The 21,098-nt window shown below is 54.5% G+C and carries 16 protein-coding genes and 2 pseudogenes; 8 read left to right on the forward strand and 10 right to left on the reverse strand.

The window, feature by feature from the left end; translation table 11 throughout:
• Positions 1-3: 3 nt before the first annotated feature.
• Positions 4-1,209: a CynX/NimT family MFS transporter gene (locus NOC_RS07860; protein WP_002810100.1), complete on the reverse strand. Its 1,206-nt coding sequence runs from the start codon at positions 1,207-1,209 to the stop codon at positions 4-6.
• Positions 1,210-1,420: 211 nt separating this feature from the next.
• On the opposite strand from NOC_RS07860, the gene NOC_RS07865 reads away from it, so the two are divergent.
• A complete protein-coding gene (locus tag NOC_RS07865; RefSeq protein ID WP_011330661.1) occupies positions 1,421-2,572 on the forward strand; it encodes a YncE family protein in 1,152 nt (383 codons plus the stop codon).
• 415 nt (positions 2,573-2,987) lie between these two features.
• Here NOC_RS07865 and NOC_RS07870 read toward each other — a convergent pair whose 3' ends face one another.
• The 8 genes and pseudogenes from NOC_RS07870 to NOC_RS17385 all read right to left on the reverse strand — a co-directional run bounded on the left by NOC_RS07870 (position 2,988) and on the right by NOC_RS17385 (position 9,898).
• Positions 2,988-4,070, reverse strand: coding sequence for a TolB family protein (locus NOC_RS07870; RefSeq protein ID WP_244860114.1), 1,083 nt, complete (start codon positions 4,068-4,070; stop codon positions 2,988-2,990).
• A 17-nt stretch (positions 4,071-4,087) separates the two neighbouring features.
• Entirely contained in the window at positions 4,088-7,399 is a 3,312-nt protein-coding gene (locus NOC_RS07875) for a M20/M25/M40 family metallo-hydrolase (RefSeq protein WP_002809008.1), read from the reverse strand.
• A 37-nt stretch (positions 7,400-7,436) separates the two neighbouring features.
• Positions 7,437-8,036, reverse strand: coding sequence for a hypothetical protein (locus tag NOC_RS07880; protein WP_002809911.1), 600 nt, complete (start codon positions 8,034-8,036; stop codon positions 7,437-7,439).
• Positions 8,037-8,039: 3 nt separating this feature from the next.
• Positions 8,040-8,462: a PIN domain-containing protein gene (locus tag NOC_RS07885; RefSeq protein WP_002811146.1), complete on the reverse strand. Its 423-nt coding sequence runs from the start codon at positions 8,460-8,462 to the stop codon at positions 8,040-8,042.
• Positions 8,452-8,676, reverse strand: coding sequence for a hypothetical protein (locus NOC_RS07890; protein ID WP_002809474.1), 225 nt, complete (start codon positions 8,674-8,676; stop codon positions 8,452-8,454). The genes NOC_RS07885 and NOC_RS07890 overlap by 11 nt, the downstream gene beginning before the upstream one ends.
• A 75-nt stretch (positions 8,677-8,751) precedes the next feature.
• Positions 8,752-9,077 (reverse strand): annotated as a pseudogene (locus NOC_RS18615) (restriction endonuclease); the annotation flags it as partial.
• A gap of 116 nt (positions 9,078-9,193) precedes the next feature.
• The gene (locus tag NOC_RS07895; RefSeq protein ID WP_002808705.1) at positions 9,194-9,646 is read right to left on the reverse strand and encodes a thermonuclease family protein; all 453 of its coding nucleotides are present in this window, start codon (positions 9,644-9,646) and stop codon (positions 9,194-9,196) included.
• 93 nt (positions 9,647-9,739) lie between these two features.
• On the reverse strand, positions 9,740-9,898 hold the full coding sequence (locus NOC_RS17385) for a hypothetical protein (RefSeq protein WP_002810705.1): 159 nt from the start codon (positions 9,896-9,898) through the stop codon (positions 9,740-9,742).
• Positions 9,899-10,229: 331 nt separating this feature from the next.
• Between NOC_RS17385 and NOC_RS07900 the strand changes: the two genes are divergently transcribed.
• The 6 genes from NOC_RS07900 (at position 10,230) to NOC_RS07925 (ending at position 19,615) form a co-directional block, all read left to right on the forward strand.
• Entirely contained in the window at positions 10,230-12,974 is a 2,745-nt protein-coding gene (locus NOC_RS07900; protein ID WP_002811107.1) for a class I SAM-dependent DNA methyltransferase, read from the forward strand.
• 2 nt (positions 12,975-12,976) lie between these two features.
• On the forward strand, positions 12,977-15,028 hold the full coding sequence (locus NOC_RS07905; RefSeq protein ID WP_011330662.1) for a DEAD/DEAH box helicase: 2,052 nt from the start codon (positions 12,977-12,979) through the stop codon (positions 15,026-15,028).
• Positions 15,029-15,039: 11 nt separating this feature from the next.
• On the forward strand, positions 15,040-16,374 hold the full coding sequence (locus tag NOC_RS07910) for a GIY-YIG nuclease family protein (protein WP_002810013.1): 1,335 nt from the start codon (positions 15,040-15,042) through the stop codon (positions 16,372-16,374).
• Between the two features lie 312 nt (positions 16,375-16,686).
• Positions 16,687-17,565 (forward strand): pirin family protein, encoded by an 879-nt coding sequence (locus NOC_RS07915; protein ID WP_002808652.1) that lies wholly within the window; start codon positions 16,687-16,689, stop codon positions 17,563-17,565.
• Between the two features lie 50 nt (positions 17,566-17,615).
• Positions 17,616-18,620, forward strand: coding sequence for a glutathione S-transferase family protein (locus NOC_RS07920; RefSeq protein ID WP_002809253.1), 1,005 nt, complete (start codon positions 17,616-17,618; stop codon positions 18,618-18,620).
• Between the two features lie 38 nt (positions 18,621-18,658).
• On the forward strand, positions 18,659-19,615 hold the full coding sequence (locus NOC_RS07925; protein WP_002810563.1) for a DUF5996 family protein: 957 nt from the start codon (positions 18,659-18,661) through the stop codon (positions 19,613-19,615).
• A 151-nt stretch (positions 19,616-19,766) separates the two neighbouring features.
• On the opposite strand, the gene NOC_RS18620 is transcribed toward NOC_RS07925, so the two are convergent.
• Positions 19,767-19,919 carry a ribbon-helix-helix protein, CopG family gene (locus tag NOC_RS18620; protein ID WP_002810428.1) on the reverse strand — a complete coding sequence of 51 codons (153 nt, stop codon included), beginning with the start codon at positions 19,917-19,919 and terminating at the stop codon, positions 19,767-19,769.
• A gap of 36 nt (positions 19,920-19,955) precedes the next feature.
• Here NOC_RS18620 and NOC_RS07935 point away from each other — a divergent pair.
• Positions 19,956-21,036, forward strand: a pseudogene (locus tag NOC_RS07935) (RNA-guided endonuclease TnpB family protein).
• Positions 21,037-21,098 lie beyond the last annotated feature (62 nt).

Here is a 21,098-nt window from a genome sequence, read left to right on the forward strand (position 1 = left end):
AACTTAAAGGTGAATGTGGCGGTCGCGCCCCGCTCCTAGGGCTGCCCAGGCGGCCCCCATCAAGGCCGCCCCGAAGGGCACGCCGGCCCATTGCCAACTCCCCAAGTATTCGGGAATGAGTCCTAATATCAGCGGACCCAAGGCCGCCAGCACATAGCCTATTCCTTGGACCATGCCGGAAAGATCTCCGGCAATCTCGGCATTGGGCGCGCGTAATACGATTAGCACTAGGGCAATACTGAATGCCCCGCCCATCCCCAGGCCAATTAAGGTGATCCAGAACCATGCCCAGAGCATGGACCCATAAAGCACGCCAGCTAGCCCTGTGGCGGTGAGGGCGAGCATCACCATGATCGCGGCCCGCTGATCCCGTCCCCAGGTGGCGAGAGAAGGCCCGATCAGGGCAGTAAGGGTCTGGACCATAATCGAGGCCGAGAGCAGAAAGCCGGCCTGCAATGGCGGAATCCCTCGGCTTTGTAAAATGGTTGGCAGCCAGCTAAAGGTCATATAGGCGGTTGAGGACTGGAGTCCCATGTAGAGGGTGACTTGCCATGCTAAGGGGTGGCGCCAGAGTCCACGGTGTTGCGCGGTGTCTGTTCGCTGCTTATTATTTTCACGAGCCAGGGGAAACCACAGCAGCGCCGCAGCCAGGGCGGGCAATCCCCAAGCGCTTAATGCCCCTTCCCAGCTTTGCCCCGACCATTGAGCGAGGGGGACGGTCAGGCCCGCAGCCAGTGCCCCCCCAAGGCACAGGGCCATGGTGTAAAGGCCCGTCATAGGACCGGCATGGCGAGGGAAATCCCGTTTTACGATTCCTGGGAGCAGGCTCCCGGCGATACCGATGGCGCACCCAGCCATTAGGGTGCCGGCAAACAGGCCATAAAGCCCGCCCATTCCCCTCAGTCCAGTGCCGGCGGCCAAGAGGAGCAAAGCCCCTGCCAGCAGGCGTTCAATGCCCCAGCGCCGTCCCCAGCGGGCCGCGGGAGGCGCCAATAATCCCAGGCAGAGCACGGGCAAGGTCGTGAGCAAACTGGCGCCCCAGGCACCCAGGCCCGTTTCGGAACGCACCTCCGGCAGTACCGGTCCAAGGCTGGTAAGGGCTGGACGCAGGTTAATTCCAACCAGAAAAATCGCGCTAATTAGCCAGGGGATAGAGTAGACGTTTACCCACGTTTTTGGCGTTTTTTTCAATAATCGAAATGGAAACATCTGGGTTTGGTTTTTTGTCCTCTTTAAACCTCTTCAGCCACAAGATTGCCTGGAGATCTCCGCTGAGCTAGAAATTTGATCAATAGAATTCAGGCTTTGAAGGTAGAAAGTAACTTTAACTCAGCGTTACTTTATACCAAACTTCCTAATGAAAGCCTCGACGGTGACGCCGAAGCGAGCCAGTAACCCACCACGAATAAGGAGTTTAGCGATGAAAAAAATTGATGGTTTTATGGTGGCTTTGTTAGCAGGGGGAGCAGGGCTGATGCTAAGTGCTACGGATAGTGTTCTAGCCGCGGAAAGCAGCGGTTCAGGGCAGGATAATCAAGGGCTCCAGGCGAAGCTTTATGTCACCCTGGAGGAGCCGGATGCGTTGGGAATCGTGGATCCAAAGTCCAAGAAAGGGCTAGGGACGGTTGCTGTCGGTGGGAAGCCCCATGATGTGATTTGCGCCCCGGATGGGGCGACGGCCTATGTCACCAATCCAGAAACCCACAACCTGAGCGTCGTGGATACAGCAACGGATAAAGTCAAAAAAACCGTGGAATTTGGCCAGGGAACGACCCCCTGGCATGTGGAAATATCCCCGGATGGTTCTCAGGTCTTTGCCGCCCTCCAGGATCAATCAGCGGTGGCGATTATTGCTACCGCTGATAATCATTTAGCGACCAAAGTTTCGGTGACAAGCGGTCCCTGGGGGGTGGCTGCCCCTAAAAACGGACCTTGGGCGGTGGCCGCCCCAAGGAATGATGTCGTTTACGTCACGCTCAATGGGAGCATTACCAAAGGCACGGCGAATGCAGCCCGCAGTGAAGATATTGCTGTGTTTGATCCAACGGCGGCTGTACCTACCGTGAAATATGTGACCCTGGCGGCGGACACGGCCAATGGACCCCACGGGATCGTATCAGCGCCGGATGGATCGGCGGTTTATGTCGCCGCCGAGGCAAGTCATGAAGTATGGAAAATCCAGGTGGACGGCAACCAGGCAAAGCGGGTAGTCGAAATCCCTGATCCTAATCCTGCTGGAACGCCTCTTAACCCAGGCTTCCCCACGGATCTGGGCATCAGCCCCGACGGTAATACGCTCATTGCCGTTAACCACGACCTTGACTCCATAACGGTAATTAATCTGAAAACCCATAAAATCATCGAGACGGTCAGCACGGGTGAAGGCAGCGCGCCCTGGGGAGCGTTGATTTCGCCGGATGGACAGACGGCTTATATCTCCACCAACGGCGCGGACAGCCTTGCCTTTTTTTCCATGAAGGAACTCACCGATGGGACGGAAGGGGCCCGCAAGCATACCATCGCGGATTTGCCCACTTCAGATGGCCTCGCGTGGTGTAATTTGGCCCAATAGGGTAGGAAAATAAATGCTTTGCCTCTACGCTAGCTAGAATCGGATGGGGCGGTACACTGGGCAAATAACCTCCTTGCCAGCAGGTTCGGGGATTGAACTTGCTCAACATGCTTGTGGGTATTTTCAGGCACTAGTACACGTGTAATAGTGGCCTCTGATGGCTGGTTCCATAGAAAATATACCTATAGATTTTTTTGGTACCATAAAAAATTATTGTTGTGGCACTTTCTTGAGTCCAACAAACAATAGTATCTTATGCCCAACACAGCAGTAAACGTGGGATGCCAGCTTTTTCAAGGGCATCCCATGTTCGTGTTACAGCTTCATTATTGTACCTATATGCCTCTCCTTTACCCCCGGGTTTTACCCCGGGGTTTTTTTTGCTAGTAGCTATCCCAAACCCCGCTAAAAGTAGTTACCAGCGCCAATCTACCATGAAGACATTGGTTTCCCCTTCCACCTTGCCGTTGCGGTTGGAGGCAAATACCAGCTTTTTGCCATCGTGGGAGAACATGGGAAAGCCATCGAAATCAGGATGATGAGTGATCTGCTCGATTTCCCGGGTATCCACGTTAATCAGGAACAGATCAAAGTTGCGGCCTTTGGGATTGTGCATGTTGGAGGAGAAGATGATGTGCTTGCCATCCGGATGCCAATAGGGGCCGAAGTTGGCGGCGCCATTGTCGGTGAGCTGGATAGGTTTGCGTTCCTCTAGGTTCATGATGAAAATTTCCAGTTGGCTAGGACGGATGAGTCCTTGTTTGAGCAAGCTTTGATAATCGGCCAGGGCTTTACCTTCGGGACGGGAGGCGCGCCAGACGATCCATTGACCATCCCGGGAGAAAAAGGCCCCGCCATCGTAGCCGGGTTGATCAGTGAGCTGTTCCACCTCGCTGCCGTCCGGGTTCATCATGAACAGTTCCAGATCCCCCGTGCGGGCTGACGTAAAGATAATTTTGTCCCCCTTGGGAGAGTAAACTCCCTCGGCATCGTAGCCAGGGGTGTCGGTCAGGCGCACCCGATTGCCGCCTTCCGGATCAGCCCGGAAAATGTCATAGCCCTCGTACAAGGGCCAGACGTAGCCTTGGGAGTAGTCAGGTTTGGGGGGACACTGGTCGCCCGCCAGATGAGTAGAGGCATAGATAATGGCCTGGTCGTCCGGGGCAATAAATGAGCAGGTGGTCACCCCTTTGCCAGAGGAGACCTGGCGGACATTCTTGCCATCCGCATCCATACGGAAGATAGCGTCGCACTTCAAATCGTCACGGGTAGACTGAAAAATCAGCTCCTTGCCGTCAAAAGAAAAATAAGCTTCGGCGTTCTGGCCGCCAAAGGTAAGTTGACGGAGATGGGTCAGGTGCTTTTCGCCGGGATAGCGAAGCTCCTCCGTCGGGGAAGCGGGACTGTTAGTGGGTTCTGCCGCGATAGCCCCAGCAGCGCCCGCGCAGAGCGTCGCCACTAGGAGCCAACTGGAAGCGACAGTATTGATGTCTCGCATGAATTTACCTCCAAGAGTCATCGCGCGACCACCTGAGTCGTCACCGTCCGGGACTGCTGATCGCGCAGAAATTCGATGGTTAAGGAATCGCCCGCTTTGAGGGCGCGTAGGACGCCGGCGAAGTCCGCCAGGGTGTCAATAGTCTTATCATTGAGCCGTATAATAATATCATCTTTTTGCAGCCCCGCCGCCTCCGCGGGTGTATCGGGCGTAACCCCGGAGATCCGCACGCCTGTGCCGGTCCAGCCAAAATCCGGTATCGTGCCCAAGCCGACGCGACGGCCCTGACGGGATGAATCCTGAGCCTCTTCTCCCGGGGCTACTGATTGGCCGTGTAAAGGGTCAGGGCGGGAGGCTAGATACGCTACCGCCTCTTTTAGCACGGCAGCGATTTTGGTCAAGCCCGCAGAATCAATCTTATCAGGGGTGTCCGTGGGGCGATGGAAATCACCATGGGGTCCCGTGAAAAGCTGCACGGCGGGAATACCGGCGTTGAGGAAAGACGTTTGATCACTGGAGCCGATATCCTGGGCCACGGTTTGAATAGGGACGCCAGTGACAAAGCCCGCTCCCCGAAAAATATGCGCCCACTCCCGGGCTGAATCAGCGGCAAGCACCATGAGTTCGCCGTCATGAAGACGGCCCACCGCATCCAGGTTGATCATGGCCATGGTGGTTTTTGCAGGCGAGTCGCCCAAGCGCTGGACATAGTGGACCGAGCCCAGCTTGCCGGCTTCTTCCCCAGTAAAGGCGACCCACGCTACCGTGCGCTCGGGTTGCCATTGGGGTCCCAAAATCCGGGCTAGCTCCAGCATGACGGCAATGCCGCTGGCGTTATCGTCGGCTCCCGGATGAATTTTGCCTTCATCGCCCTGGTGTACATCGGGCCAGCCCCGGCCCAAATGGTCATAGTGGGCGCCCACGACTACCGGGGGGAGTTCCGGCCGGGCGCCAGGGGACAAACCCACCACGTTACGGAGGGTGATGGTTCGTTCCGGTTCGCCGGCCGTTGCGGTCCAGGTCTGATAGTAGCTTCCCTCGTCGCCGCCGGGTTTGAGTCCCGCCGCCTGGAACTTATCGGCAATATACTGGGCCGCTTGGTCCAGCTCCGGCGTGCCCAGTCCCCGGCCCGCTAGCTTGGGATCAGCCAGATAAGCGATATCCTGCATCATTCGCTGGGCTTTAAAGAGGGGAGGAAGTTCCGCCAGAGGCTTGCGCGGGGGCAGTTCCGCCTGGAGGGGAGGCGAATCTTCGGCCAGTAGAACCGACATGGGAGAGTTCACCACCGGCCACTGGCCCTTTAGGCTATTCTCCGGCTCGGCGCCGGTGAAACCCAAATAGCTGTATTTGCCGTAGTGGGGGAGTTTGCGGGCCAGCCCTGGCATGGCGGCCACGTTATCAGTGGCTATCCAGGCCAGAGCCTGATCGGGATTATTCCGCGGGCGAGTGACCACCACAGCCGAGTGTTGTTGCCGCTGGAGTTTGTTCTTTTCCAGGCTGAGGCCGTTTTTATCCGCCTGGTAAGCATAATCGCTCAGCGCCTCATTAAACTGGGAACGGAAGCGGTTTTCCCACCCGAACAGCCAGACAGCGCGATCCGTGGGTAGCGCGTCCAGCTCCGCATCGGTGGTGATTACCAAATTTTCCCGTCCCCGCTGCCAGCTTCGGGCCATGGCGGCGTAGCCTTCCCGCACCGCTTGGGGGGCCTGGGAGGGCAGGACGGCCAGGGCCCGCTCAGCGCCAAAGGCTTGGCTAAGGGCCGGCGGTATTTCATTGTGGTGGAGCCGCCGGAAGACATCAAATTGGGGATCTATCTCCAGCCGCAGGGGACGGGCCGGTAGCTGGAGCTTTAGGGAATGGGTTTTTTTCTCCATGGAAAGGCGGGTTTGATAAACCTCCTCGGCGTCTTCCAGATAAATAACCAGAGGCAAGTCTAATTGATAAGGTTTGCCGGGCTGAAGCTGCTCGATAGTGGCTGTCAGTAGATAGCCCTCGTCGAGGGGTTGGGCGTGTGCTTCCCGGATTCTCAAAGAAGGCGCGCCCGTGCGCTCGGCCCATTGTTTAAAGAAAGCGCGCAGGGGTTGCTCACTTACTTGGTTGAAAGTTTCCGCGACTTCCTGGAAGCTGGTGACTTGGAACCGGTGCTGGCGGTAAAGGTGTTGCAGGCCCTGGATAAACGCTGAATCACCCAATTGCTGGCGCAGCATGTGAAACAGCATCAGGGTTTTGCCGTAGCCCACAGCCTGGGTAGCGGCGCTGTGGCGGCTGCGGAATTCGGTCAGGGGAAAATCCCGTCCTTCCCGCACATAATCAGCGTATTTTTGCAGTGTTTCCCGCCGGTATTGCGCTCCCTGGCCTTGCTGCTCCTTGAGCAGGTGGTCCGCCAGATAGCTGGTCAGCCCTTCGGCCCAGTTGCCGGAATCGTAATCCACATAGACTCCGTTACCCCACCAGTTATGAAGAATTTCATGGGGATAGGAGGAGCGGAGAATAAAGGGAAAGCGGATGACCCGGGACCCCAGCAGGGTAAAGGAGGGCATCCCGTAGCCCGTCTCCCAGAAATTCTCCACCAGGGCGAATTTTTGGTAAGGATAAGGGCCAATCAATTGGCGGTACATCTCGATATATTGGGCAGTAGCATCGAGATACTTGCGGGCCAGGGCGGGATCGGGCTGGCGCAAAAACGCCAGGGTTTCCACCTGACCGGCTTGTTCCCGGTATGGGGTAAAGGAACCTGCTATGAGATAGATTTCTTCCTGGGGGTGATCCATGGTCCAGGTTTCCTCGGTGCTTCCCTCCTGTTCAGGGGGGGAGGAGCGCTTCCCCTGGCTGACCGAGTGCCATCCTGCCGGAAGCTGGGTGGTTAAGGAAAAAGTCACCATGCCCTCGCCAAAATGGGGATACCAGTAACTGGGACCGGCCAAGAAAACCCCTTCGGGGGCAATGAGGCCCGGCGAGGCGCTAAAGCTGCGGGCATATTCCTCGCTGATGGGGGCAATAGGATGAAAGATTTCACCGCTGTACTCCAAGGTGAACTGGCGGACTCCCGGGGGAAGATCGACCGCATAGTCCTCGGTAAATTGGGTTTTTCTCACTCGCCGAAGCCGTACCTCTGGGTTGTTGGCTTGAGGCTGGAGGCCCGAGTGAAGGCGGAAAGTTACCGGAGAGGATATCTCCTTCGGCAGGGTAAGGGTATCTACCGCCGTGAGACGATGACTGTCCGGGTCCAAGTTAATATGCAGTTGATGGTGAATTTGGGCGCTTGCGGTCCCTGAGGCCAGCACTACCAACCCAAAAACGAGGAAAGATAATATTTTTTGCCGGTACATAGAATTTGTATAAATTTTTGAAGGTATAAATAAATATCTATTTAAGTTGGAGTTCGCGGCTAAGCCTCCCTTGGCTGTTCCCGACCTGCCTGCGTGCATCGCACAGCAGGCAGCCGCGCTCGCCTTGCTGCCATTCGCGTTTCGATGGTATACCTTGCACTTTTCCCCGCAAGCCTTCCCGCTCCGCCAGTGACGCCATCACCTGAAGGCTGTCGCCCAAAATCATCCGGTTGGACCAGCGGGCCTCATGCCGGTAAAACTCGGTTTTTGCCGCCTCATCCGGCAGGCCATTAAAGTCGGCAAACAGATCAAACTGCTGCTCCCTATCCGCTGACCGCCCGCCACCCGCTACTGGCTGCCGACGCAAGTCGTCAATCAACGCTTTGGGGTGGACTTTTTCCTGAATATAAAGGGGCGGCGCGTGAACAACGAGATCAGACCAGTCCTGCTCATCCTTGCCGCGCCAGACTAATTGCGGATCAAGATCCCGGTTGCGCCGTTCGTAGGCCACGGGAATCGCGCTTTTGTCTTTGTCGTGGAGTATGGCTTCATATTCCGCTGTGGGGATATTTACCCGAGCAGCATCGTCATGGGTTAAGGTTTCGACTCGTTTGGGATAGCTTTTCCGTTTGGCCACAGTTTATTCCATAAACGGATTTTTGATGGTGAGTTGTTCAATTCGCTGCCCCTGTTGCAAGTCTTCGCTATACAGTGTTTTGCAACCAGCTTCCAGCGCGGCGGCGATAATCAGAGAATCGTAAAAGCTGTATTGGTAGCGGGACTGGATGTTCAGACCTCGTCGGTAGAGTTCACGGCTTGGGTTAACCTTCCACAGTGGGACTAGGGTTCCAGTTAAAAACGTATCCGCCTGTTCAGGAGTTACCGGTACCAACAGCTTTTTTGTAATGACGTTCAAGGTTTCCTGCACCACCTGAAAACTGATAATTGATTCACCCGTTCTCAGCGCTTGGGATACCCTTTCTTGGGCAATGTCACTTTTGCGTTGATTTTCCTCGTCAAATAGATAAACCAGAACATTGGTATCGAGAAAACTAGCGCTCATTCATCTCATCCCGACTGAATTTACGGCCACCGGTACGCACGTGTTTTCTCAACTCCCTGATGAAGGCCATCGCTTCATCTGCCTGCTGCTGGCGCTGAACATAGTCTTCCAGCCATTCCCGGAATTTGGCATTCAAGGTGGTATGCTCGCTAGCAGCCCGTTGACGGGCGGCTTCAATCAGGTGTTCGTCAGCGCTCAAAGTGATGTTTTTCATACAATCTCGCCTCTCGTCGAAAATTATGTGTACACTATCATAGTGTACTTTGATTGGACTGGGAGCAGCTTTTCTTTATTGGCGGCTACCTGTCGCATGTTCAATCATCTCGTTAAACGCTCCTTCGACCTTTTTGGCAAAGTCATGTTGCATGTCGAAGACATCCCCGAATTCCGCGAAGGCCCATCGCCCGTAGCTTTTTAGACTGTTCACGCCCGGAATCCAGTAGGTATCCATGGCGAGTTTTTTTCTTTAGCATCTTCCCGGCGATAACCTTTAATTTCCACAATCAGATTCAATGGATTATCCTGGCTATCATCGATCTGGACAAGGAAGTCCGGGCGGTATTTCCGCGTTTCGGAACCATAGTGATAGGGTGCTTTCAAACCCAGACTGTGATTAAGGTGGTCACACCGACGCTAAGTATTGCCGCGCTTTGGCACAGCTCGTCATCTGTTTGCAGTACTGCTTAGGCCCACACCTGGAGGCCGCCTTGCTTGGCCCGTGTGCGTTTGCTTCATCTCCACTCCCATGGTGGTAGCTGTTGGGCCTCTGGTAGCACCCATAAACCCCGTTTGGCGGCTCTGGCTTCCTGCTCTACCCCAAATAGGGACTTATCCCGCAAATAGGCCATATAGACCCATGCCGCACCTTGGCGGACCATTTCCCGGTTAATATTCACGCCATCAACAAACACATGGCCCACAGTGCGCCCGCAGCGGTCAACGTTCTCTACCACGACTCGCGCTTGCTTCCCAAACGCCAAGCTAGAGAGAGCTTGCCGCGCTCGGTTGCTGTAGGGCTGGCGTTTTTCGGGGGTGTCGATTTCAGCCAAGCGGACTTTCACTTGCAGGTTACCGGCAGCTAGAAGTTTGAGGGTGTGGCCATCTGATATCCCCACCACGCGCCCGGTATAGTCGGCGCTTGCCGCCAGGGGGAGAAGAAAGAATAAGAGAATTAGTTTATTCATGTTTTACAGCTCCTTGGGGGAAAAGGGCAAAAATCGCCCTTTCAGACAAAAGAACCCCCCGCCAGGGGTACCCGTAGCGGGGGTGGTGGGCGGCTAGCGGCCTCTTTGCGCTAGCTCCAATTCACTACGAACATAAGCCGTCCTCTTAAAAGTCTTGGCGAACCGCTCGACAGCTTCCCGGCTTCTAAACCGGCCAAGCTCTTCTCTGCCACTCTGGTAGGCTGTGTTGGTTCCGAATACGTAATAAATCATGATTTAGCTTTCCGCGATTACCACGGCGGGCAATAAATACTTTGCCAGCGATTAAAGAGTAAAATTCGATCAGCCATAATTGACTCCTGGTTAGTCAGTTTTTGGCTAGGCTCTAGCTGGTATTTGCGGTACTGGCTAGGGGTGTTTTTGCTGCTCACTCAGCAAGTATTTAAGGGTATCCGGATCTAGTGTGTAACGCCACGCATTCCTCAGCGTGACAACGATCCAGTAAACCGGAACTAGGTGTGTATATTCTCTGGTTCATCTAAACCTATCAGAGTTCACACCCAAGTCGAAGGTACGACGAATGATCGGTACAAGGAGCTGACACATGGCCATCAGTCAGGCACGCATTATCGAATCACTGGAGCAGGCTTGCTCCAACCTCAATCCTGATGAGTTCATTTTTTCCTTCCTCGATGCGTATGGCTTTCCCAAGAGCACCATTACCCGGCTGCGCAAGGGTGGTGACAGCCGCAACGTGGCGGAAGGTGATGACATTGGTCTGAAGAAAAAGCTCTACTTCCGTGCTGTCTCAAAGGGTGCGGATCTCGATGCTGAGGTTGAATCGCTCAAGGCAAGCGAGGTGATCGCTCGCAATGACATCCGTTTCGTGATCGTGACCGATTTCGAAAGTCTGGCGGCATTCGATCTCAAGGCTGAGGAGCGTCTCGAAACCACCATGGATGAGCTGGACAAGCAGTACGCTTTCTTCCTGCCGCTGGCCGGATATGAGAAGGCTGTCATGTACTCTGAGCATCCGGCAGACGTAAAAGCTTCAGAGAAGATGGGCCAGCTGTTCGACCTAATTCGTGAACGTAATGACCTTTCCAAACCGGAGGACATTCATGCATTGAACGTCTTCCTGACGCGCCTGCTGTTCTGCTTCTATGCCGAGGACACTGGCATTTTTGAGCAGGGCCAGATGACTTCAGCGATCCAGTCCTGCACTCAGGAGGATGGTTCGGGTGTGGATCAGTTCTTCACCGACCTGTTCACAGTGCTGAACCTGGAACCAGACGCACCTGAGCGCAAGGACATGCCCGCCCATTTCCAGGCGTTCCCCTATGTGAACGGCGGCCTGCTCCGTGATGATGAGCCTATCCCTGAGTTTGGACGCAAAGCACGTCGAATTCTGCTGGATTGTGGCTCTCTCAACTGGTCCGCGATTAACCCGGACATTTTTGGTTCTATGTTCCAGGCGGTTATTGATGAGGAGCAGCGTGGCAACCTGGGACAGCACTATACCTCCGTATCGAACATCATGAAGGTGATCCAGCCGCTGTTCCTCGACAAGCTGTATGCCGAGCTTGAAAAGTCCCGCAAGCGTGATCGCAAGCTGAAAGAACTACTGATACGCCTTCAGAACCTACGTGTCTTTGACCCCGCCTGTGGTTCAGGCAACTTCCTGATCATTGCGTACAAGGAGCTGCGCAAGCTGGAGATGGAAGTGATCGATGCTCTGAACGCGATATCCGATCAGGCTGAGATGTACTATTCCGGTATCCGCCTCTCCCAGTTCTACGGCATTGAAATTGACGATTTCGCCCATGAAGTCGCTACTCTTTCTCTGTGGTTGGCCGAACACCAAATGAATATGGCGTTTAAGGCTAAGTTTGGCTATGCCGAGGCGGCACTTCCGCTGCGGGATTCAGGCGATATCGTGTGTGGTAATGCGTTGCGCCTAGATTGGGAAGAAGTGTGCCCACCGGCTGATGGTAGTGGTAATCCTCGTGAAATCTATATCTGTGGTAATCCGCCTTTTTTAGGGACAACGGAGCGCAGTAAAGAGCAGTCGGCTGATATGAAGCATGTATTTTCATCTTTTAAGTCCATAGGCTATCTCGACATCGTAGCCGCCTGGTTTTGGAAAGGGGCGAACTTTATCAAGGGGAGAAGAGCAAAATGTGCGCTGGTGTCCACGAACTCTATCAGCCAAGGCGACCAAACCTCCTTGTTATGGCCGCCGATTTTTGAGCTGGGAGTTTCGATTGATTTCTGCTACCAGACATTTACGTGGAGTAACAACGCGAAGAATAAAGCCGCGGTCCATGTTGTCATCATTGGATTAAAGAATAACGAAGACACGTCTACGGTGCCACGAATATTTGAGACGTCCAGGGAGAAAACGACTGTACTGAAAGTAGATAACATCAGCCCATATCTAGTCCCCGGCCCAAATTTAGCGGTATATCCACGCACAAAGCCAATCGGTCCAGTCAGTAAAATGATTTTTGGCAACAAACCAACAGACGGTGGCCACCTATACGTTACGCTAGAGGAACGTGATGAATTTATAGAAAAATACCCTCACTATGCCCACTGGATACGAAAAGTTCTGGGTTCAAAAGAGTTTATTAACGGGGGAGAGCGTTGGTGCTTCTGGCTGGCCCACATTCCGCTAGAGGATGTCATGAATGTTCCAGAAATGGTTTCTCGTGTAGAGAAAATTCGTGATCTCAGGATCAAAGCTGGACATCCAGCCGCTCTTAAAGGTGCTGAGCGCCCTCACACATTTCTTCAGTTGGCTCAACCATTGAAGGGCAATTACTTACTGGTTCCTCGTGTTTCTTCAGAGCGACGTAGCTATGTTCCTATGGGATTTTATGGTGTTGATACCATATCTAGCGACGCGAACCAGATGGTTCCAAACGCCACTCCCTACGAATTCGGCATCCTTACATCCGAAATGCATAATGATTGGATGCGTACCGTTGCTGGCCGCCTGAAAAGCGACTACCGCTATTCAGCCACACTGGTCTACAACACCTTCCCCTGGCCTGAAGTGACCGATGAGCAACGCAAGCACATCGAAGAGTTGGCCGAGGAGATCCTACTGATCCGCGAGGACTACCCCGACAAGTCGCTGGCTGACCTCTACGATCCGGACAAAATGCCTGCTCCGCTTCGTGAGGCCCACAAATCTCTGGACCGTGCTGTTGAAAAACTATACCGAGACAAACCTTTCAGGGATGCACCAGAGCGTCTGGAGCACCTGTTTGCCCGTTATGAAAAATTGATTGCCGAAGAGAAGGCAAAAGCACCCGCCAAAAAGAAAGCCACAAGGAGTAAGTGATCATGGCTGATCTGTTGACCGTTCAATACAAGCAAACTGGCAGGAGTTCTAACCTGAATGCGATGGGCATGCGTGAAATGCAGGCCCGTGCCTATGAGGCCCGTGATGCCCAATATCTGCTGCTGAAGGCACCGCCGGCCTCCGGTAAGTCTCGCGCCCTGATGTTCCTAGGACTGGATAAGTTGCATAACCAGGGGCTGAAGAAAGTCATCGTGGCCGTGCCGGAAATGAGCATCGGCGCTTCATTCAAGGACACCCACCTGACCAGTAGTGGCTTCTTTACCGATTGGGCCGTGCAGCCGAGCTATAACCTCTGTGTGCCTGGTGGTGAAACGCAGAAGGTGAAAGCCTTTGTTCGCTTCATGTCCGACCCGGATGCCAATGTGCTGGTATGTACCCATGCCACGCTGCGCTTTGCCTACCAGGAGCTGAAACCGGCTGATTTCAATGACGCCCTGTTGGCGATTGACGAGTTCCACCACACCTCAGCCGATGGTGAGAACCGTCTGGGTGGTCTGATAGATGGTGTGATGGCCGGCTCTAACGCCCACATCGTTGCCATGACAGGTTCCTATTTCCGGGGCGATGCGGTACCTATCCTGCTGCCAGAGGACGAGGAGAAATTCACTCAGGTCACGTACTCTTACTATGAGCAGTTGAACGGCTACCAGCATCTCAAATCACTGGGCATCGGCTATCACTTCTACACGGGGCGTTACCTCGATGCATTGCATGAGGTGTTGGACACCTCGAAAAAGACCATCGTCCATATTCCGAACGTGAACTCGGTTGAATCCACCAAGGATAAGCTGTCTGAGGTTGATTACATTCTGGATGCCATCGGTGACGTGATCGAGAAGGACATGAAGACCGGCATCATCACGGTCAAGGATGATACTGGCCGGATACTTAAAGTGGCGGATCTGGTGGATGACGGTCCTCTGCGGGTCGAGGTGCAGAACTACCTGCGCAATGTGTCCAAGGCCGACGATATGGACATCATCATTGCGTTGGGTATGGCCAAAGAGGGCTTCGACTGGCCCTGGTGCGAGCATGTGCTGACCATTGGCTATCGATCTTCCCTGACCGAGATTATCCAGATCATCGGCCGAGCCACCCGTGACTGTGAGGGTAAATCCCACGCTCAGTTCACCAATCTGATCGCCCAACCGGATGCCGAGGACGATGACGTGAAAGTGTCAGTCAACAACATGCTGAAGGCGATTACCGTTTCTCTTCTGATGGAACAGGTATTGGCTCCTGCGGTGATTTTTAAGCCTCGCTCGCGCATCCTCCCAGGCGAAGAGGTTAAGCCAGGTACTGTGGTGATTGAAGATACAACAGCGCCGGTATCCGACAAGGTAATCAAAGCTTTGGAGAACATGGACAATATCAAGGCAGCCATCCTCCAGAAGCCTGAAGTGGTTGCACCGGCTGTGACGGGAGATGCTGATCCAGAAGTCATGGAAGCGGTTGAGATCCCAAAAGTGGTCGAAAAACTGTACCCTGATATGGATGCCCAGGAACTACAGACCGTCTCCGAAGCTGTCCATGCGTCCATGGCGGTCCAGTCCACCGGTGGTCTGTTTGATGAATCGGAGCTGCCCGAGGGGGCAGAAATCATAGTGCCCTCAGGCGTGGAAGATGAGGCTCCAGCCTATAAGTCCGACACAAAAGCTGCACCGGAACCCGGTCAGAAGTCGCCTAACCGTAAGTTTGTCCTGATTGGCAACAAGTTCGTCAACATCGAATACCTAAATGTCGATCTGATCCGGCAAATCAACCCCTTCCAGGGCGCCTACGAAATCCTCTCGAAAGCGGTCACGCCGTCTGTATTGAAGACCATTCAGGACACGGTGGTGGGGATGCGCTCCCAAATATCTGAAGAGGAAGCTGTGATCCTCTGGCCGCGTATCAACGAGTTCAGAAAGGACAAGGGTCGCGAGCCTTCTGTCACAGCCAGCGATCCGTATGAGCGCCGGCTGGCCGATGCACTGGCCTACATCAAGCGTAAAGCGCAGGAACGCAAAGCTGCCCGGGCACAGACCGCATAAGGAGATGCAGGATGCCACCCATCCATCATGATAGAAAAAAGGGCGTAGCGCGCCCTTCACTGGATGATATTTTCAATGGCCCGGATGAGTTCGGGCTTCTGAATGTTCAGGCAAAGCGATCCAGCGGTGGAAACCCGCTGGAAGTGGCCAAATTTGAAGAGATCAATACATTCATGGATCAGCATGGTAGAGCCCCTGAAAGTACAGGCAAGCTGTCAGAAAAGCTCTTGGCCAGGCGCTTAAAGGGCTACTTGGACAACCATGATCTGCATTCCACTCTGAAGCCTTATGATCGTCATGGCTTGCTTCCGGCGCCAACGTCGTTTGTAGACGAGGTTGATGCTTCTGATTTCGAACTGGACGAACAAACCCAGCCGGACAGTGAAGTGGAACAGGTTTCATCGGATGTGGTGGCAGATGCCGAGGATGTTACCTCCCTGGATGATATTTTTGCCAGTGAGGCATTTGCGGAGATCGATCAGGGGGAGCCTGCCCTCTTTGATTCTATCCATGTCCCGTTCAGTTCGGACCGAGAAGCGCCTGATGAGATAGCTCAGCGTCGTGTCTGCCAGGATTTCTATGCGTTTGAGCCGACCTTTCGTGACCTGCATGAGAAGCTCAAATCAGGTGACGCAAAGACAGTACGGTTCCAACAAGCCTCACAGGTACAGCCAGGCGATGCTTTCATACTGGAAGGCGTCGTATGCCTGATCGATGAGGTTGGTGAGTATCGAGAAGATAACCAGGGGCGATACGACCCTAGGCTGCGCGTGATTTTTGAGAACGGAACGGAGTCCAACCATCTTCTGCAATCATTAGCCAAGCGACTTTACCAGGATGAGACGGGACGCCGGATCATCCGTGAGGCCGACTCAGTGGTTGATGCTTTCAACAACGTATCCCATAAGGACAAGCGGGTCGGGCAGATCTACTTCGTCACCACCAGGAGCGAAAACCCTGATCTGAAGGCGATTCCGAACCTGGTTAAGATTGGTTATACCGAGCTTACGGTCGAAGAGCGGACGAAAAATGCTGAGCGGGACACTGCTTTCCTGGAAGCACCGGTCAAGATCCTTGCTTCGATGGAGTGCTACAACCTGAACCCCAACAAGTTCGAAAGCCTGATTCATGGGTTTCTGTATGCACAGCGGTTGAAGGTGGCGTTGATCGGGAAAGACGGGAAAGCCTATCACCCGAAAGAGTGGTTTTCCGTTCCTTTGGATACAGCAAGGGAAGTCGTTAAACGGATCATTGATGGCAGCATCGTCCATTACCGGATGGACAACACCACTGGACGGTTGGTGAAGAAAAGGATTGGTTCGATCTGCATCCCGAACCGCGCTTAAGAGCTGGTGGGATCAAGAGATTATTATTCTTAAACACTCAAAATTTCATCCGCCTGGAGAATTCGCGGTTCCTCCCGGCCTTCGGCGAAGGGTTTTCCTTAGCCTCTGTTGGTTGGCCGCTCCTCGCGCTTTCACTTCGGGCGCTCCCCATCCTAGGTTCCGTGAACAAGCGCAGACTACCGCCGATTCGTGGCGAAAAACAAGTAATATTGGCCCGCGCGCCCGATGCACCGTTTCACTTCACACGCTCGCTAGGAGGTCATTAAACATCTATCATTAATTCCAATGAAATATGCAAAATAGGAGCCGGCCATGAAAAAAATTCAAGGCATTTATAGTGCCCCGCAACAGCACTGGGTAGGCGACGGATTTCCTGTCCGTTCATTGTTTTCCTACCGCAATCAGGGAGAGCAATTGAGTCCATTTCTGCTCCTTGACTATGCTGGCCCCATGGAATTCGATCCGGCGAAGCGCCCGCGGGGCGTGGGCGAGCATCCTCACCGGGGCTTTGAGACCGTCACCATCGTCTACCAGGGTGAGGTCGCCCACCGTGACTCCACGGGAGCCGGCGGCAAGATAGGACCCGGTGATGTGCAGTGGATGACCGCCGCCTCCGGCATACTCCACGACGAATTCCACTCGCCCGAGTTCACGGGCGCCGGTGGTACCTTGGAAATGGTCCAGTTGTGGGTGAATTTGCCAGCCAAGGACAAAATGTCGCCACCAAAGTACCAGACTCTGTTGGACAAGGACATTCCGGCGGTAGAACTCCCGGAGGAGGGAGGCCAGGTGCGGGTGATCGCCGGTGAATACAGGGGCCACCGGGGTCCGGCGGCTACCTTTACGCCCATGAATGTATGGGACGTGCGGCTGAATCCCGGCCACTCCGTTGACTTCGCCACGCCGGAAGGGCACACCCTGGCGCTGGTTGTCTTGCACGGCAATGTGCGGGTCAACGCCAGTGAGACCGTCCGTGAGGCGCAGTGGGTATTGCTGGAGCGAGCAAATCGTACCGTTTCCCTGGAGGCGAGCACCGAGGCCACATTGCTGCTGCTGAGCGGTGAGCCCATCAACGAACCGCTGGTAGGCCACGGACCCTTCGTGATGAACAGTGAGGCCGAAATTCAACAGGCGATGGAAGATTTCAAGCGTGGCCGTTTTGGCCGTCTAGCGTCAGTGGCGGCTGTTTGAGCGAGCGCTTGCGCTATCCTCTTACTTATATAAATTGAAAGGAGATCATCATGGGATTATTGGTAGACGGGCAATGGCAGGATCAGTGGTACGACACTAAAAGCACCGGCGGCCGTTTCCAGCGCTCCGAGAGCCAATTCCGCAACTGGGTGACCGCCGATGGCGCGCCTGGACCCAGCGGTACGGGTGGTTTCGAAGCCCAATCCGGGCGCTACCATCTGTATGGATCTTATGCCTGCCCCTGGGTACACCGGACCCTGGTCATGCGTGCCTGGAAAGGGCTAGAGGAGCACATTGGCCTGTCCGTGGTGCATCCGCTGATGCTGGAGAACGGTTGGGAGCTGCGGGAAGATTTCGATGGCGCTACCGGCGATACGCTCTACGGGCTGGATAAACTCTATGAGCTCTATTTGAAGGCGGACAATCGCTACAGCGGCCGGGTAACCGTGCCCGTGCTGTGGGACAAGCAGCAGGAGACCATCGTCAGCAATGAGTCGGCGGATATTATCCGCATGCTCAACCGCGCCTTCGATGATCGCGGCGCCAGGCCAGGGGACTACTACCCCGAGGATCTGCGCGAGTCCATCGAAGCGATCAACGAGACCGTTTATGACAACATCAATAATGGGGTGTACAAGGCCGGTTTCGCTACCAGCCAGGAAGCCTATGACGAGGCGGTGACAGTGCTGTTCGACACCCTGGAGAGCTTGGAGCAGCGCCTTGGCGAGAGCCGGTATCTGGTGGGTAACACCCTGACCGAAGCGGATCTGCGCCTGTGGACCACCCTGCTGCGCTTCGATCCCGTTTACGTCACCCACTTCAAGTGCGACCGCAAGCGCATCCGGGACTATCCGAATCTGGACGGGTTGCTGCGGGAGATTTATCAGCTACCCGGCGTGGCCGAGACGGTCCACATGGACCATATCCGCAATCATTACTTCCGCAGCCATCCGACGGTGAACCCCAACGGCATCGTCTCCATCGGCCCGGAGCTGGATTTGTCCGCCCCTCACGGCCGGGATCGCCTGGGCGAGCGGATAGTGCGCGGTGCTTAATTTTGTTTACGAAGAATACGAAGAAGAGGAACCGGAAGATGACACATACAACATCCCAGAAAGCTGCTAGCTGGCCAGAAATACCTTATGTCGCCTGGGCGGAAACCTGCGGCGCTTTACACTTGTTCACCCAAATCGTTGGCAAGTACCGGCTTGCCCATACCCCCTGGGTTAACCATTCATGGCACGCAACCCTGTATGCCAATGGGCGTGGTTTGACCACAGCGCTCATTCCAGACGGGCCAGACGGAGTCGAGGTCATGTTCGATTTTCTTGACCATCGGGTCGTTGCCGAAACGCCGGGCCACGAGTCGGTAAGCTTCGCCCTTGAGCCGATGTCCGTGGCGGAGTTTCACCAGCGATTTGTGGAGCTGATTAATACCGTTGGCGGCAATCCACAATTCCACGGCCAGCCTAATGAAATTCCCAACCCAACGCCGTTTGAAGACGACACCCGCTCACGCCCCTACGATGCCGACGCAGTGCAAAGATTTCACCAAGCCTTGGTGCTTATCAGCCAGGTGTTTCAACAATTCCGTACCGGGTTTATTGGCAAGGTCAGTCCGGTGCATCTCTTTTGGGGCAGTTTAGACCTCGCCGTTACCCGTTTTTCCGGGCGTCCAGCGCCGGAACATCCAGGCGGAGTCCCCGAGCTACCAGATGAGATCACCCGGGAGGCCTACAGCCATGAAGTGTCTTCGGCAGGCTTTTGGCCCGGCGGCGGGCCGATAGAGGCGGCCGCTTTCTACTCTTATGCGTATCCGACGCCGGCGGGGTTTGATGCCGCCACGGTGATGCCCGCTGATGCCTACTATGACAAAAATGCAGGTGAATTCATTCTCCCTTATGAGGCTGTAAGAGCGGCGTCCGACCCCGAGAAAGTGCTCCTGTCTTTCCTTGAAAGCACTTACACAGCCGCGGCAGAGCTTGGTGGTTGGGACCGATCAAGCCTTGAGTGCCCAACTGGCAAACCTCTCATCCCACGGCCTATTTAAAATCGTAGGGGGTAAGAAAGAAAAACAGCGCTGACACTGTTTTCAAATCAGCTTGCTTGGCAAAAAGGCAATCATTGGAGGAGTGCATGGAGGCACGACGACCCCCTAGCCGAATTGCGAAGCGTAGCGGCACATGAGGCGCGAGGGATGATTACTTGCGTTTTGCCATGAATTGGCGTTTTGCATAATCTACCAATATCGTCTCAATGAGGTTTGATAGGGTTCTATTCTCTTCCTTCGCCACTTCCTGAATCCTCCTCTTAAGCTCGGTATCAATACGAACATTTACATATTCTCCGGCCATTGTTGCTTAACCTTTATTGTGTTACAATACGTTTCTATGTTAACACAACGCGCCTACAAGTTCAGGTTTTACCCCACGCCCACGCAAAGGCGGCAATTGGCCCTTGAGTTTGGCCATGCCCGGTGGGCCTGGAATACCTGTTTAGTCTGGCGGGGTCGTCAATATAGGGTGCATGACAAGCGCGTTAGCGGTGTTGATTTTAGTCGTCAACTCACGTTTCTAAAAAAACTAGGGCCTTACGCGTGGCTGGGCGAGGCGAGCGCGACTTGCTTGGCTCAAAACGCAATCGGTACGCTATCAGTTGGATCAGCGTCACGTAGCGAAGAACTTCAACGCTGAAAGCAAGCGTTTGAAGCTGCCCAAGCTTGGAGCGCTGAAGCTCAAGTGGTCCCGTGAGGTGGGCGGTATTCCCAAAATGGTGACGGTGAATAAAGACCCTTGCGGTCATTATTTCATTAGCATGGCCTGTGAGGTAGAAATTCTCCCCTTGCCTACCCGCAAAAACGCGATTGGCGTGGATGTGGGCGTCAAGGATGTGGTCATCACTTCCGAGGGGTATAAATCCGGTGCGCCTAAGTACACTTATCGCTATGCTCGGCAATTGAAAATGGCGCAGCGGCGCTTGAGCAAGAAGCCTAAAGGTTCGGGGCGGCGGCGCAACCAGCAACAGCGCGTCGCTCGAATTCATGCCCGGATAGCGGATAGCCGCCGGGATTTTTTGCACCAACAGTCCTCGAAGCTGATTAACGAGAACCAAGTAATTTGTCTTGAGGACTTGAATATCAAAGGGATGTTGAGAAACCGACGCCTGAGCAGAGCCATTGCCGATGGTGGCTTGTATGAACTCAGGCGGCAAATGGAGTATAAAGCCTCATGGTATGGCCGTGATGTGTTGATCGTGGACCGTTGGGCGCCGACCAGTAAAACCTGCTCGGCCTGTGGCACGGTGATCGATACCATGCCGCTGAAGATTCGTGAGTGGGTTTGCCCTGATTGCACTGCCCACCACGATAGGGACATCAACGCGGCTATCAATGTTTTGAGTTTTGGTACGGCGGGGAGCGCCGGAACCCACAAAGCGCGTGGAGCGGTGAAAACCCCAAGGGCCGTGGCCTAGCCACCGTCCGAGGACTGCGAGGAAACGCGAATCCTCCAGACTGACAAGGTGAGGCGGGGCCG

This window comes from Nitrosococcus oceani ATCC 19707 (assembly GCF_000012805.1).
In the GTDB taxonomy this organism is placed as follows: Bacteria; Pseudomonadota; Gammaproteobacteria; order Nitrosococcales; family Nitrosococcaceae; genus Nitrosococcus; species Nitrosococcus oceani.

Excerpts from the sequence above, each read along its gene's own strand:
- NOC_RS07905 (WP_011330662.1), top strand. The coding sequence starts at position 12,977 with ATGGCTGATCTGTTGACCGTTCAATACAAGCAAACTGGCAGGAGTTCT.
- NOC_RS07860 (WP_002810100.1), bottom strand. The coding sequence starts at position 1,209 with ATGTTTCCATTTCGATTATTGAAAAAAACGCCAAAAACGTGGGTAAAC.
- NOC_RS07920 (WP_002809253.1), top strand. The coding sequence starts at position 17,616 with ATGGGATTATTGGTAGACGGGCAATGGCAGGATCAGTGGTACGACACT.
- NOC_RS07885 (WP_002811146.1), bottom strand. The coding sequence starts at position 8,462 with ATGAGCGCTAGTTTTCTCGATACCAATGTTCTGGTTTATCTATTTGAC.
- NOC_RS18620 (WP_002810428.1), bottom strand. The coding sequence starts at position 19,919 with ATGGCCGGAGAATATGTAAATGTTCGTATTGATACCGAGCTTAAGAGG.
- NOC_RS07870 (WP_244860114.1), bottom strand. The coding sequence starts at position 4,070 with ATGCGAGACATCAATACTGTCGCTTCCAGTTGGCTCCTAGTGGCGACG.
- NOC_RS07910 (WP_002810013.1), top strand. The coding sequence starts at position 15,040 with ATGCCACCCATCCATCATGATAGAAAAAAGGGCGTAGCGCGCCCTTCA.
- NOC_RS07895 (WP_002808705.1), bottom strand. The coding sequence starts at position 9,646 with ATGAATAAACTAATTCTCTTATTCTTTCTTCTCCCCCTGGCGGCAAGC.
- NOC_RS07915 (WP_002808652.1), top strand. The coding sequence starts at position 16,687 with ATGAAAAAAATTCAAGGCATTTATAGTGCCCCGCAACAGCACTGGGTA.
- NOC_RS07865 (WP_011330661.1), top strand. The coding sequence starts at position 1,421 with ATGAAAAAAATTGATGGTTTTATGGTGGCTTTGTTAGCAGGGGGAGCA.
- NOC_RS07875 (WP_002809008.1), bottom strand. The coding sequence starts at position 7,399 with ATGTACCGGCAAAAAATATTATCTTTCCTCGTTTTTGGGTTGGTAGTG.
- NOC_RS07925 (WP_002810563.1), top strand. The coding sequence starts at position 18,659 with ATGACACATACAACATCCCAGAAAGCTGCTAGCTGGCCAGAAATACCT.
- NOC_RS07890 (WP_002809474.1), bottom strand. The coding sequence starts at position 8,676 with ATGAAAAACATCACTTTGAGCGCTGACGAACACCTGATTGAAGCCGCC.
- NOC_RS07900 (WP_002811107.1), top strand. The coding sequence starts at position 10,230 with ATGGCCATCAGTCAGGCACGCATTATCGAATCACTGGAGCAGGCTTGC.
- NOC_RS17385 (WP_002810705.1), bottom strand. The coding sequence starts at position 9,898 with ATGATTTATTACGTATTCGGAACCAACACAGCCTACCAGAGTGGCAGA.